The organism is Rugamonas aquatica (genome assembly GCF_009380215.1).
GTDB classification, from domain to species: Bacteria; Pseudomonadota; Gammaproteobacteria; order Burkholderiales; family Burkholderiaceae_D; genus Rugamonas; species Rugamonas aquatica_B.
The window spans coordinates 1-13,685 of the sequence record NZ_WHUG01000013.1 but is presented as its reverse complement, the minus strand read 5'-3'; the positions used below and the strand labels follow the sequence as shown (position 1 = coordinate 13,685).

The 13,685-nt window shown below is 66.4% G+C and carries 12 protein-coding genes; 9 read left to right on the top strand and 3 right to left on the bottom strand.

What is annotated here, in order from left to right; genetic code table 11:
- Window positions 1-18: 18 nt before the first annotated feature.
- The 3 genes from pnuC to GEV02_RS24855 all read left to right on the top strand — a co-directional run bounded on the left by pnuC (window position 19) and on the right by GEV02_RS24855 (window position 5,130).
- Window positions 19-606: a nicotinamide riboside transporter PnuC gene (gene pnuC / locus GEV02_RS24865; RefSeq protein WP_152840626.1), complete on the top strand. Its 588-nt coding sequence runs from the start codon at window positions 19-21 to the stop codon at window positions 604-606.
- A gap of 305 nt (window positions 607-911) precedes the next feature.
- On the top strand, window positions 912-3,491 hold the full coding sequence (locus GEV02_RS24860) for a TonB-dependent receptor (protein ID WP_152840625.1): 2,580 nt from the start codon (window positions 912-914) through the stop codon (window positions 3,489-3,491).
- A gap of 91 nt (window positions 3,492-3,582) precedes the next feature.
- Window positions 3,583-5,130, top strand: a complete 1,548-nt coding sequence (locus tag GEV02_RS24855; protein ID WP_152840624.1) for a methyl-accepting chemotaxis protein — start codon at window positions 3,583-3,585, stop codon at window positions 5,128-5,130.
- Between the two features lie 33 nt (window positions 5,131-5,163).
- On the opposite strand, the gene GEV02_RS24850 is transcribed toward GEV02_RS24855, so the two are convergent.
- Window positions 5,164-5,976 carry a response regulator transcription factor gene (locus GEV02_RS24850; protein ID WP_152840623.1) on the bottom strand — a complete coding sequence of 271 codons (813 nt, stop codon included), beginning with the start codon at window positions 5,974-5,976 and terminating at the stop codon, window positions 5,164-5,166.
- Between the two features lie 332 nt (window positions 5,977-6,308).
- Between GEV02_RS24850 and GEV02_RS24845 the strand changes: the two genes are divergently transcribed.
- From GEV02_RS24845 to GEV02_RS24825, 5 genes are all read left to right on the top strand, one after another.
- Complete coding sequence (locus tag GEV02_RS24845) at window positions 6,309-6,830, top strand: Csu type fimbrial protein (RefSeq protein ID WP_152840622.1); 522 nt, start codon at window positions 6,309-6,311, stop codon at window positions 6,828-6,830.
- Window positions 6,831-6,976: 146 nt separating this feature from the next.
- The gene (locus GEV02_RS24840) at window positions 6,977-7,492 is read left to right on the top strand and encodes a Csu type fimbrial protein (protein ID WP_152840621.1); all 516 of its coding nucleotides are present in this window, start codon (window positions 6,977-6,979) and stop codon (window positions 7,490-7,492) included.
- A 170-nt stretch (window positions 7,493-7,662) separates the two neighbouring features.
- Entirely contained in the window at window positions 7,663-8,397 is a 735-nt protein-coding gene (locus GEV02_RS24835; protein ID WP_152840620.1) for a fimbrial biogenesis chaperone, read from the top strand.
- A 61-nt stretch (window positions 8,398-8,458) separates the two neighbouring features.
- Complete coding sequence (locus tag GEV02_RS24830; protein WP_152840619.1) at window positions 8,459-10,882, top strand: fimbria/pilus outer membrane usher protein; 2,424 nt, start codon at window positions 8,459-8,461, stop codon at window positions 10,880-10,882.
- Window positions 10,882-11,910 carry a Csu type fimbrial protein gene (locus GEV02_RS24825; protein ID WP_152840618.1) on the top strand — a complete coding sequence of 343 codons (1,029 nt, stop codon included), beginning with the start codon at window positions 10,882-10,884 and terminating at the stop codon, window positions 11,908-11,910. The genes GEV02_RS24830 and GEV02_RS24825 overlap by 1 nt, the downstream gene beginning before the upstream one ends.
- Before the next feature lie 25 nt (window positions 11,911-11,935).
- Here GEV02_RS24825 and GEV02_RS24820 read toward each other — a convergent pair whose 3' ends face one another.
- The gene (locus GEV02_RS24820) at window positions 11,936-12,238 is read right to left on the bottom strand and encodes a hypothetical protein (protein ID WP_152840617.1); all 303 of its coding nucleotides are present in this window, start codon (window positions 12,236-12,238) and stop codon (window positions 11,936-11,938) included.
- Window positions 12,239-12,708: 470 nt separating this feature from the next.
- On the opposite strand from GEV02_RS24820, the gene GEV02_RS24815 reads away from it, so the two are divergent.
- Complete coding sequence (locus GEV02_RS24815; protein ID WP_008444611.1) at window positions 12,709-13,200, top strand: winged helix-turn-helix transcriptional regulator; 492 nt, start codon at window positions 12,709-12,711, stop codon at window positions 13,198-13,200.
- A 10-nt stretch (window positions 13,201-13,210) separates the two neighbouring features.
- Here the strand turns inward: GEV02_RS24815 and GEV02_RS24810 are convergent.
- On the bottom strand, window positions 13,211-13,685 hold a 475-nt coding region (locus GEV02_RS24810; protein ID WP_174999324.1), incomplete at its 5' end, for an anti-sigma factor family protein.

The window sequence follows — 13,685 nt, the reverse complement described above, 5'->3', positions numbered from 1 at the left end:
CCTGACTGGATCCCGCCGTTGACCGCTCCCCTCGAAATCGCCGCCAACATCGTCATGACCGTATCGATCGTGCTGGCCGGCCGCAACAATGTGCATTCGTGGTGGCTGGGCGTGGTGGGCTGCGTGATGTTCGCCGCGCTGTTCTACAGCGTCAACCTGTATGCCGACGTCGCGCTGCAGCTGTTCTTCATCGTCACCTGTTTCATCGGCTGGCTGCGCTGGGTGCGCGGCGGCGACGGCGGCGCGCTGCCGATCAGCCGCGCCAGGCTGGGCGCGCTGGGCTGGATGGTCGGCGTCGGCCTGGCCGCCACCGCCGCCTACGGCCTGATGCTGCAGGCTTACACCAACGCCTACGCGCCCTTCATCGATTCGGCGGTGCTGATGTTCAGCATCGTGGCCCAGCTGCTGCTGATGGGCCGGCGCCTCGACACCTGGCCGTTCTGGCTGCTGGTCAACACCATCTCGGTGCCGCTGTACGCCAGTCGCGGCCTGCACCTGACCGCCGCGCTGTACGCGGCCTACTGGCTCAACGCGCTGGTGTCGTGGTTCTTCTGGCGGCGCCAGATGCGCGCCGCGCCAGCCCCCGCGCTGCAGAGTCAGCTTTAGATTCAATTGGCATATACAAGTAGAATTTAATTCGTTCCCTTCGCCGGCGGCGGTCTTTATAGTTCAGGCTCCAAGTATCAGCGGCCTGTAGCCATGCATCGCACCCACGTTTCCACCTCAGCCTCCTATCGCCACGTCCTGTACATGCTCTGCATGGCGCAGTGCATGTGGCGCGCGCTGTAACGCCGCTTTCACACCCCGTAGTCCCATCGAGCAAATCCGTCCGGCCCACCAGGCCGGCAGCGGCTGCGCTTTTGCACGCTTTTTCTATCGGAAAAGCAGTACCAAACCCACCAAGAGGAATCATGTTCAAACCACTCAGCATCACCCTGGCGCTGGCCGCCGCCTTCCCGCAACTGGTCCACGCCGAGGAGGCCGCCGCCGCCGCTGCCGATCCCGCGCGCGTCATCGTCACCGGCTCGAATATCCGCGTCACCGAAAAAGAGGGCGCCGCCGCCATCGAGGTGCTCAGCGCCAAGGATATCGCCGCCAGCGGCAAGACCAGCATCGCCGACGTCATCCGCTCGCTGGCCGCCAACAGCGGCAACAGCTACAACGAGCAGTACACCGGCAGCTTCTCGGCCGGCACGGCCGGCGTGTCGCTGCGCGGCATGGGGCAGAAGAACACGCTGGTGCTGGTCAACGGCAAGCGCGTCAGCCCGTATGCGACGGCGCAGGATTTGCAGGAAGTGTTTGTCGACCTGAACAGCCTGCCGATGGCGGCGGTGCAGCGCATCGAGGTGCTCAAGGATGGCGCCTCGTCGATCTATGGTTCGGACGCGGTGGCGGGGGTGCTCAACATCATCCTGTACCAGGAATTCAAGGGCACCGAGGTGACGGTGGAGGGCGGCGAGTCGACCCAGGGCACGGGCCAGACCGACAGGCGCGCGGCGCTGCAGACCGGCTTAGGCTCGCTGGCGGACGACGGCTACAGCCTGGTGTTCGCGCTCGACGCCCAGCAGCGCAGCAAGCTGCAGCAGACCGATGTGGACTGGATGCGCGGCAGCGATTTCCGCGCCCAGCAGAACGGCAGCCTGGCTTGGGTGCCGACCAACTACTACGGCACCGACGCCACCAAGCTGCTGGGCGGCGTGCAGGGGCCGCTGCAGCTGACGCCGTACGGCACGATCAGCGACGGCAAGCAGGGCCAGGTGCTGGCCTACAATCCGGCCGAGTACAAGACGCTGATCCCGGCGGTGCAGCGGGTGCACGCGTCGGTGCGCGGCAGCCTGCAACTGACGCCGGAGCTGGTGGCGTATGCCGACCTGCTGTACAGCTACTCGCGCGCCGACCAGACCTTCGGCGCGCCGCTGACGGTCAGCAGCAGCCTGCGCGCCTGGAATAACCAGACCCAGAAGCTCGACACCATAGGCGCGACGCTGCCGGTCGGCCATCCGAACAATCCGGGCACGACGCCGGTGGCGATCACCGCCACGCTGTTCGACCTGGGCCCGCGCCTGAAGGCCGACAAGGTCGACTTCTACCGCGCGCTGGGCGGCGTCAAGGGCCAGGTCGCGGGCTGGGACGTGGACGCCTCGCTGGGCCGCTCGGCCAGCACGCTGGAAGAGACGGTGCAGAACTTCGTCAACCGCTACGAGTTTGAAAAAGTGCTGGCCGACGGCAGCTACAACTTCGCCGACCAGAGCAAGAACAGCGAAGCGGTGCGCAACCGCCTGCGCCTGTCGACCCTGCGTCCGGCGCAATCGCAGCTGACCACGCTGGACTTGTCCGCCGCGCGCGATGTGCTGAACCTGCCGGCCGGCCCGCTCGGCGTCGCGCTGGGCGGCCAGTGGCGCCGCGAAGGCATGAACTCGAACACCTCGAGCGCCGTGCTGTCGGGCACCGAGCTGCGTCCGGCCATCAACATCATCAACGGCCAGCGCGATGTGTCGGCGCTGTTTGCCGAAGCCAACGCGCCGCTGACCAGCAACTTGAACCTGAACGTGGCCGGCCGCGCCGACCACTACAGCGACTTCGGCAACGCCTTCTCGCCCAAGGCCAGCCTGCGCTACGAGGCCGTGCCCGGCCTGCTGCTGCGCGGCACGGTGTCGCGCGGCTTCCGCGCGCCGTCGCTGCCGGAAATCACCAACAGCAATTCGGTCAGCTACGGCGCCGTGGTCGATCCGCGCGATCCGATCGCGCCCAAGCAGCCGCGCGGCGTCACCAATGTCACCACCGCCAACGCCGCGCTGCGGCCCGAGCGTTCGGACAACCTCAACCTCGGCTTCGTGGTCGCCCCGAGCAGCACCAGCAGCATCGGCGTCGACTACTACCGCATCAAGACGCGCGGCGTGATCGGCACCGACAACAGCGACACCATCATCGCCGCCAACCGTCCCGGCCAGGTGGTGCGCGACGCCGACGGCCGCATCAGCACGCTGTACCTGCAGTACCGCAACCAGGGCGATCGCGTGGTGTCCGGCGTCGACTTCGACCTGCGCCAGAGCTACACCAGCGCCGCCTACGGCAAGCTGGACCTGCGCGCGCAGCTGAGCCGCCTGTTCCGCTACGCGGCGCCGCTGTCGGAAGGCGAGCCGCTGACCAATGGCGCCGGCAACAATTACCACGGTTCGCTGCCGGGCTGGCGCGGCGCCAGCCACGCCACCTGGGAGATCGGCAGCTGGAGCAGCACGCTGAGCTGGAACTACACCAGCGGCTACGAGCAGACCGCGCAGGCCGCGCGCGTGGGCGAGCACGTGTCGTCCAACGCCACCTACGACCTGAGCGTGTCGCGCAAGCTGGGCACGGCCACCACGCTGACGCTGGGCGTGCAAAACCTGACCGACAAGCGGCCGTCGTGGGATTCGTCGACGTCCTTCTTCGACTTTACCCAGGCCGATCCGCGCGGGCGCTTCGCCTCGCTCAAGCTCAACACCAAGTTCTAAGCCCTTGCTCAACAGCTGAAATGAAGGGGTGACATTCACCGTCACCCGTTCTATCATGATATTTCCATAAGGAATTACCCGAGGAGATACCATGCAATGGTTTTACGACTTGAGAATCGGCAAAAAGCTGATCGTGGCGTTTGGCGTCGTGATCGCGCTGACCTGTCTGCTGGGCGTGTTTTCGCTGGCCCAGCTGGTCAAGGTCAACCAGGCATCGACCGACATCGCCACCAACTGGATGCCGGCGGTGCGCTACCTGGGGCAGATCCAGGCCTCGCTGTCGCGCTACCGCATTTCCGAGGCCACCCACATCCTGCTCAGCGAAGAGGCGGACATGGCGGCCACCGACAAGTCGATGGCCACGCGCCTGGAAACCTTGCGCAAACAGCAAGCGTCATATGCGACGCTGGTCTCCGAGCCGGAAGAAAAGCGCATCTACGCCGAGCTGCAGAAATCGCTGGACGATTATCTGGCCAGCAGCAGCAAGCTGGCCGCGCTGTCGCGCGAAGGCAAGAAGGACGATGCGCGCACGCTGTTCCGCGGCGCTTCCAACAAGCTGTTCCGGCAGGCCAACGAGCAGCTCGATGCGCTGGTCAAGATCAACGATGACGGCAGCGCCGCTGCCGACCAGTCCGCGAGCGATATCTTCTCGCTGTCGCGCAAGATGATTATCGGCACGCTGATCGTGCTGATCGTGCTCAGCATGGTGCTGGCGACGGTGGTGGCGCGCATCGTCGCCGGGCCGCTGGAAGAAGCGGTGGGCGTGGCGCGCCGCGTGGCCGAGGGCGATCTGACGGCCCACATCGTCAGCCACGGCAAGGATGAAACGGGCCAGCTGATGCACTCGCTCAAGGCCATGAACGACAGCCTGCTGCGGGTGGTCGGCGAAGTGCGCGGCGGCACCGACACCATCGCCACGGCGTCGGCGGAAATCGCCAGCGGCAACCTGGACCTGTCGGCCCGCACCGAGGGCCAGGCCAGCTCGCTGGAGCAAACCGCGTCGGCGATGGAAGAGTTGACCTCGACCGTCAAGCAGAACGCCGACAACGCGCGCCAGGCCAACCAGCTGGCGCAATCGGCCTCCAGCACGGCGGCCGACGGCGGCAAGGTGGTGGGCGAGGTGATCGCCACCATGGAATCGATCAGCGCGTCGTCGCGCAAGATTGTCGATATCATCAGCGTGATCGACGGCATCGCTTTCCAGACCAATATCCTGGCGCTGAACGCGGCGGTCGAGGCGGCGCGCGCCGGCGAGCAGGGGCGCGGTTTCGCCGTGGTCGCTTCCGAAGTGCGCAACCTGGCCCAGCGCTCGGCGGCGGCGGCCAAGGAAATCAAGGGCTTGATCGACGATTCGGTGGTGCAGGTCGACAGCGGCACGGCGCTGGTGCAGCAGGCCGGCAGCACGATGGCCGAGGTGGTGTCCAGCGTGCGCCGCGTCAGCGACGTGGTGGCGGAAATCTCCGCCGCCAGCAGCGAGCAGAGCACCGGCATCGAGGAAGTCAACAAGGCCATCGTGCAGATGGACGAGGTGACGCAGCAGAACGCCGCGCTGGTCGAACAGGCCGCCGCCGCCGCCGGTTCGCTGCAGGAGCAGGCCGCCAACCTGGCCAGCGTGGTCAGCGTGTTCCGCCTGCGCTGAGCGACCGCGCCGGACGCTACACCGCCGCCGGCGTCAGTCGAGCGGCGTTTTTTTTTGCTGGATGGTCTGGCGGAAGGCGCTGGGCGTGACCCCCATGCGCTCGCGGAAGGCGGTGGCGAAGTTGCCGGCGTTGTTGAAGCCGATCAGCAGGGCGATGTCCTGCACGTCGATGTCGGTATCCTTGAGCAGCTCTTCGCCGCGCCGGATGCGGGTTTCGCGGATGAAGGCGAACACCGTCATGCCGGTCTGCTCGCGGAACACCTGCGACAGTTTTTCGCGGTAGGTGCCGACGCTGCGGGCGATCTCGGCCAGGCCGGGCAGCGAGGCCAGGTTGTCGACGATCAGGCGCTTGGCGGCGTTGACGATGACGGCGTCGGGATCGCTGTCGGCCGCCGTGGCGCGCGCCTGGGCGGCGTCGCCGTGCGCCGGCGCCGCGCGCGGCTGGGCGGCGCGGCGCGCCAGGTTCAGGTGCACCTGGATGCGCGCCGCCAGCTCGCCCGGCGAAAACGGCTTGGCGACGAAATCCACGCCGCCGATCGACAGCCCCATGATGCGCTCCTCGTCGGCGTCGGCGCCGCTGAGGAAGATGATGGGGATGTCCTGGGTGACGGGATTGGCCTTGAGCAGGCGGCACGCGGTATAGCCGTCCATATTCGGCATGCGCACGTCGAGCAGGATCAGGTCGGGATGCTGGGCCAGCGCCAACTGGTAGCCTTGCAGGCCGTTGAAGGCCACCGAGACCTTATAAGGCAGCTCGCTGAGCAGATCGACCAGCACGCGCTGTTCGAACGCGGAGTCGTCCACGATCAGGATCTTGCGTGTTTGTGTGTCGCTGGCAGTTTGCATGGGCCCACCTTTGATACCCGGTTGATAAGGTTTTATCACACCCTGTTGCGTATTATGCCTATCTTTTGAAATTTTTTAATAGATTTCTCCGCCAGCAAAACCTCTGTCACATTGCGCAAAAGCACGATTTTTTTCCTTCGATAATAATGGACACATCAGTTGGCGAACGGCAATAAACCAAAGCCAGCGAGTAGAACCCAAGCCTGTTTCGACCGTGCCCAGATACAGCCGGTCCGGCGCCCCCGGCGCCACAGTATGCAACTCCCAATCAGTGAGTTGAGCTACAAAAAATCTTTTTCCAATTTTTTATATCTCGACTTCTGGAGTTTGCCATGACCACCACCAAACGCGCTGTCCAATTCGCCGTCGCCTTCGCCGCCACCACCCTGTTCGCCGCCGTCGCCGACGCCGCCGTCTACAGCAACGGCAGCAAGACCAGCACCTTCGACGTCACGCTGACCATCATCGCCGACTGCACCATCGCCGCCAACAACCTGAACTTCGGTTCCTCGCAGGGCGTGCTGGCGACCGCCGTCACCGCCAACACCACGCTGAGCGTGACCTGCACCAACACCACGCCGTACAACCTGGGCCTGAGCGCCGGCACCGGCACCGGCTCCAGCGGCACCACGCGCTACATGAGCGGCACCGGCGGCAACACCAGCACCATCGGCTTCAACCTGTTCCAGACCGCCGGCGCCACCGTCTGGGGCAACACCCAGGGCACCAACACCCAGAGCGGCACCGGCACCGGCAGCGCCCAGACCATCACCGTCTACGGCCAGATCCCGGTGCAGACCACGCCGCAGCCCGACACCTACAAATCGACCATCACCGCCACCGTGTATTTCTGATCCGGCCTCAGCACAGCCCGATCTTCGCCACCTGAGTGTGGCATAGCTACAACTCCCGAGCCGCGAGTTGCGTTACCCAACCATGGGATACTGCCGCCGCGCGCCAGCAGGCGCCGGGCAGCCACCGTTTTACCCGGAGTTTCATCATGCGCCCTACCGCGAAACACCTCGCCGCCCTGCTGTCGCTCGGCCTGCTCGCACCGCACCTGGCCGGCGCCGCCGTCTACAGCAACGGCAGCCGCACCATCACCTTCGATGCGCAAGTGACCATCATCGCCGACTGCACCATCGCCGCCAACAACCTGGACTTCGGCTCTTCGCAGGGCGTGCTGGCGACCGCCGTCACCGCCAACACCACGCTGAGCGTGACCTGCACCAACACCACGCCGTACAACGTCGGCCTCAGCGCCGGCACCGGCGCCGGCTCCAGCGGCACCACGCGCTACCTGAGCGGCACCGGCGGCAATAGCAGCACCATCGCCTTCAACCTGTTCCAGACCGCCGGCGCCACGCTGTGGGGCAACACCCAGGGCACCGACACCAAGAGCGGCACCGGCACCGGCGCCGCGCAATCGCTGACGGTCTACGGCCAGATCCCGGTGCAGGCCACGCCGCAGCCGGACGCCTACAAATCGACCATCACGGCGACGGTTTATTTCTGAGCCGCTTGCAAGGTTGTTGCAAATTTTGCCTATCCTGAAAATATTTTTAATAGATTTCTACGCAATCAAAACCGCCGTCGCTTGTGGCAAAAGCACATGTTTCTTAGATCGATAATAATGAAATCGACTGTTGAATGAAGGCAATGTGCGTACTGGACCGCAGGGGCGTGATGAATAGATTGACGCGTTGTACCGGCTGGATCTTGGGCGGTTTCCTGCTGTGGACCGGTGCGGCGGCGCACGCGGCGAACCTGCAGATCTCGCCGGTGATGATCACCTTGCGCGCCGGCCAGGGCGCGACCGGTATTTCCATGCAGAACCTCAGCGAGAGCCCGGTGTATGGCCAGGTCAGGGTATTCCTGTGGGAACAGAAGGATGGCGACGATGTGCTGACGCCGACCCAGGAGGTCGTGCCCAGCCCGCCCATCATCCAGATCGCGCCCAAGAGCAGCCAGGTGATCCGGCTGGTGCGGCGCAGCGAGCAGCTGCCTACCCGCGAGCTGAGCTACCGCATCCTGATCGATGAAATCCCGCGCGAAGACAAGGCGGCCGGCAGCGGCGTCGACATCCGGCTGCGCTATTCGGTGCCGATGTTCGTGCTGCCGCCCGACGAGCGCGGCGCGCCGGCGCTGGCCTGGAGCGTGTTCCGCAAGGACGACGCCTGGATGCTGCGCGTACGCAACAGCGGCAGCCAGCGGGCGCAGATCGGCGCGCTGGAATTGAGCAACGCGGCCGGCAAGCAGTTCGTGCTGGCGCAGGGCTTGTTCGGTTATGTGCTGTCGGGCCAGCTGCGCGAGTGGCGCCTGCCGACCCCGGGCGACGCCGACCTGAACGGCAAGCTGGCGATCAAGGCCAACATCAATATGCAGGCGCAGACGGCAGTGACGGTGGACAAAGTGGACTGAACGCGCCGGCCAGGTGGCCGGCGCAGTACTGGAGATTTCCGATCTGAACCAAGGTCCCGATATGACTGGCGCGCGGCGTCTGGCAGGGTGGCTGGCGGGCCTGGCTTGGCTGGCGTGCGCGGCCGTGAGCGAGGCGCGGGCGCAGACCGCCGGCGGCGCGTCCGAGGACGTGGTGGCCCGCCTGCCGGCGGCGGCAACTGATGAGCTTTTTCTGGAGGTGAGTGTGAACGGCGAAGCAAGCGGACTGATATTGCGCTTTACCCGCGGCAAGGCCGGCCTGCGCAGCACGGTGCAGAATCTGCGCGACCTCAATCTCGATCCGGCGCTGTTCGGCTTGCAGGGACAGGAGGAATTCGACCTCGACGCGGTGCCGGGCCTGAGCTACGAGTACGACGCCGGCCTGCAGCGTATCGCCCTGCGCGTCAGCGACGCGCTGCGCACGCCGGTCGCGCTGAGCGCGCGCAGCGCGCCGCGCGCGGCGCCGGCGCAGGTGTCGCCCGGCTACGTGCTGAACTACGATCTGTACACCCAGCTGGGCGCCGCGCGCAGCGCCTCGCTGCTGGGCGAGCTGCGCTACTTTTCATCGCGCGGCGTGTTCAGCAGCAATGGCGTGTGGAACACCGGCCAGGGCCAGAACCAGTTCATCCGCTTCGACACCTACTGGAGCCACGCCGACCCGGACACGCTGGAAACCTGGCAGGTCGGCGACTTGATTTCGTCCTCGCTGAGCTGGAGCCGCTCGCTGCGCATGGCCGGCGTGCAATGGCGCAAGAGCTTCGATCTGCGGCCCGACCTGCTGACCTATCCGGTCGCCTCGCTCAACGGTTCGGCCGTGGTGCCGAGCGCGGTCAGCCTGTTCATCAACGGCGTGCGCCAGGTCGAGATGGCGGTGCCGCCCGGTCCCTTCGTCATCAACCAGGTGGCCGGCATCAACGGCGCCGGCCAGGCCACGCTGGTGACGCGCGACGCCGCCGGCCGCGCCGTCGCCACCGTGCTGCCGCTGTACGTCGACACCCGCATGCTGGCCACCGGCCTGAGCGACTACTCGCTGGAGCTGGGCGCGCTGCGCCGCAACTACGGCCGCGATTCCTTCGGCTATGCGCGCACGCCGTCGGCCAGCGGCGCGCTGCGCTACGGCGTCAACGACAGCCTGACGCTGGAGACGCACGGCGAGGCCGGCCAGGGCCTGGTCAACGGCGGCGCCGGCGCGCTGTGGAAGCTGGGCCGGGCCGGCGTGGTCAGCGCCTCGCTGTCCGGCAGCAGCGGCCGCGCCACCGCCGTGCAGGGCGTGCTGGCGCCGGCCGCGCCGGGCGGCAACATCAGCATCGGCACGGTCTACACCGTCAGCGGACGCGGCGGCCAGGCTTCGCTCGGCTACCAGTATTTGAGCCGCTGGTTCAGCATCGATACGCTGCGGCTGCGCGCGAGCGCCGGCTACAGCGACCTCGGCACGGCGAGCGGCAGCCTGTCGCCGCTGGGCAGCGACCGCGTCACGCTCAACCTGGCGCTGCCGCTGGGACAGAGCGTGGGCGTCAGCTATGTCGCCGCGCGCGCGCCGCTGACGCCGACCGCGCGCATCGTCTCGGCCTCGTATTCGGCCGCGATCGGGCAGGGCCTGTACTTCAGCGCCAGCGCCTACCGCGACCTCAACGACAGCAAGGTGCGCGGCCTGTTCTTCAACCTCAGCATGACCTTCGGCGGGCGCATCGCCGCCAACGCCAGCCGCAGCCGCCAGGGCGCGGTGCGCGCCACCACCTACACCATGGCGCGCGCGCCGGACTACGGCGGCGGCTTCGGCTGGGGCTTGCAGCAGACCGGCAGCGGCGACGCGTCGGTGCGCCAGGCGCAGGGCCAGTACCTGGGCGCCTACGGCCAGCTCAGCGCCTTCACGCTGGACGCCGGGGGCAAGCGCAACAGCGCGCTCGACCTGGCCGGGGCGCTGGTGCTGATGGACGGTTCGGTGCACGCGGCGCGCCAGGTCGGCGCCGGCTTCGCGCTGGTGTCCACCGACGGCGTGGCCGGCGTGCCGGTGCTGCAGGCCAACCGCCAGATCGGCCGCACCGACCGCAGCGGCCATCTGCTGGTGCCCAACCTGAATCCCTATCTGTCCAACCCGCTGACCATCGACACGTCCGGCCTGCCGCTCGATGCGCACATCGGCACCACCTCGCTCGACGTGGTGCCGGCGCGGCTGTCGGGCGTGCTGGCGCATTTCCCGGTGGAGAAATACGCCGCCGCCAGCGTGCTGCTGCAGACGGCCGACGGCAAGCCGGTCGCCACCGGCACCGGGGTGCTGCATGTGGAAAGCGGCGGCCGCACCGTGGTCGGCTTCGACGGCGTGGCTTTCATCGACCGCCTGCAGGACGATAACCATTTGCTGATCGGCGAGGGCGCGCAGGCTTGCTCGGTGCAGTTCGCCTACCTGCCCGATCCGCTGCGCGCGCTGCCCACGCTGGGGCCGCTGGTCTGCAAGGCGGTGCACTGATGCGCGCCGTCCGCCTGATGGGTTGCCTGGCGCCGCTGCTGGGGCTGCTCATGCTGCTGGCCGCCGGCCAGGCGCGCGCCGACACCTGCACCGCCAGCATGACCGACGTGCTGTTCACGCCGGTCAGCCCGATCGCCGGCGTCAACGTCACCACCACCGGCACCGCCACCGTCACCTGCACCTGGACCGGGCTGCTGGCCACGCCGCCCTACCTGGTGCTGTTCCCCAACGTGACGGTGTGCCTGTTCCTGGGCAACGGCACCAATTCGGCCAACACCACGCCGCGCCAGCTCAAGTACGGCACCCAGACGCTGAACTACAACCTGTACACCGACGCCAGCTACACGGCGGCGAAGATCTGGGGCGCGCCGACGGTGGCGGCCACGCCCACGCCCATCATCCTGACCATGACCAAGGGCGGTTCGGCCGGCTCGCTGACGCAGACGGTGACGGTGTACGGCCAGCTGACGGCGGACGCGTCGCTGTCGGCCGCCAAGACCGCCGGCACCGGCTCGGCCATGTACACCTCGGATTTCGGCGCCGGCAGCGCGGCGATGCAGTATTCCTTCGTGCTGGGCGGGCTGGCCGCCTGCTTGGCCGGGCCGGTGTCGGCGCTGCCGTTCCAGGCGCGCGCCGAGGTCATCAACGATTGCACCATCAGCGCCGGCACGCTGGCTTTCCCCAGCGGCAGCTTGCTCAGCAATCCGGTGCGCGCCACCTCGGCGATCTCGGTGGCCTGCAGTCCCAACGCCGCCTACCAGATTTCGCTCAACGGCGGCAGCGTGACCGGCGTGGTGACGGGGCGCAAGATGCAAAACCTGGCCAGCGCCAGCAACAAGGTGTCGTACCAGCTGTCGAACACGCTGGACGGGACGGTGTGGGGCGATGGTTCGGGGGGCACGGTGATGGTGACGGGAACCGGCGACGGCAGCACGCAGTCGGTCACGGTGTACGGGCTGGTGCCGTTGCAGAGCGCGGTGCCGCCGGGGTCTTACAAGGATACGGTGACGGCGTTGGTGGCGTTCTGAAGCGGAACGCCGCGGCGGGCGCCGCTTAGAAGTAGATGGTCCAGTCCTGGGCGCCGGTTTCGGTGCGCAGCGGCGCGGCGTTGACGGCGGCTGCCGGTGCGGTGGCGGCGGCTGGCGCGGCGGTTTTGTCGGCGCTGCGGTTGACCTGGTAAGGCGTGTTGAGCTGGCAGGAGACGGCGGGACGCTGGGCGGTGGCGACGGCGGCCGATTGCACGTTGCACGATTCGGTCACGATGAAGCTGACCTGCATGGTGCTGGTGGCGATTTTGCTACCGGCGTGCGCCAGCAGCGGTGCGCTGAGCAGAACGAGGGCAAGGGCTTTAGACAAAGTTTTCATCTTTTACACACGTTTTTGAGGTGCGCGGCTATCACTGCGATGGCCACAACCGGTATCTGGGGGGATTCAGACCGGTTCCTGTGGTAGCCATCAGGTATCGCGGCATGAATCTACAGGAAGAATTTTACCCCGTAAAAACATGCGCTCGACTGGACACATTTTACAGGGAAATTGACACATGGAAATAAAGTGATTTTTGGAGAGTTTTCAGCCCGCTTTTTTGGCCTATTTTTGAGGCTGGGAAGGCGGCGGAAAAATCGAGTTTTTCATAGGGGAAATACCCAAAAATTGTGCCTGAAAAAGGTGGAGCAAGCGGAGCGTGAAAATACACACATTGTCACACCGGAGACGTCACCTAAAAAAGTCACAAATTCTTTCCTCTAACTTGCAAGTAACTCTGTTTTCGCCGTGCTGTGTTTGCTGGTTTTTTGTTTGCTAACCCTGGAACCGAGGAGTCAAAAATGAAACATACCGACTTTGGCCGCATGCCTTGCCCGATCGCCCGCAGCCTGGGCAAAGTAGGGGAGTGGTGGAGTATCCTGATCCTGCGCGACGCTTTTTATGGTCTGTCGCGCTTCGATGAGTTTGAAAAGAGCCTGAAGATCGCCCCGAATATGCTGACCCGCCGCCTGGCCGGGCTGGTCGAAGGGGGCTTGATGGAGCGCCGTCAGTACAGCGCCCGTCCGCCGCGCTATGAATATGTGCTGACCAAGTCCGGCCGCGCCTTCAAACCGGTGCTGCTGGCCTTCATCGCCTGGGGCAATGACCATCTGGCACCGGAAGGCGCCAGCCTGCTGGTGGTCAGCCGCGAAACCGGCAAGCCGGCCGACCAGGTGCTGGTGGACGCCAACAGCGGCCTGGCCATCAACGACGAGGACTATATGTTCGCGCCGGGGCCCGCCGCCAGCGACGTCATGCGCTCGCGCCTGATCGAAATCAGCAAACACGCCTAGTCGGCGTGCATCACTTCGCCGGTTCCAGCTGGGCGTAGACGGCATTGGCCACGGTGGCCAGCGCCGCCTGGTCCAGGCTGCCGGACAGGGCGTAGCCGAATTGCCCGTCTATCCAGTAAAACACGCCCACCTGGCCTTCCTGCGCAAAGCGGAAGCCGGTTTCCCTGCCGTGGGCTTGTTCGGTCGACACGTACAGCGTCAGGCGCGCGCCGCCGGCGTCGCGGTACATGAATTGCGCTACCGGCCCGCTGTGGCCGGGCAGCAGTCGCCCCCCCTCCAGCGCATAGCCCAGCGCCGCCAGCTGCGGCGGCTTCAATGGCGCCCCCAGCCGCTTCGACAGCCAGGCCACCAGGTGGGCTTGCTGGTCGGCGCCCACTTCGACCGGGTGCCGCACTTCCGGCGCATAGACCGCGTGCGCCAGCGCGGCGCGGCGCGGCAGGGCGGCGGCGTCGGCGCGCAGCGCGGCCTCGGCCTCGGCCGGAGGG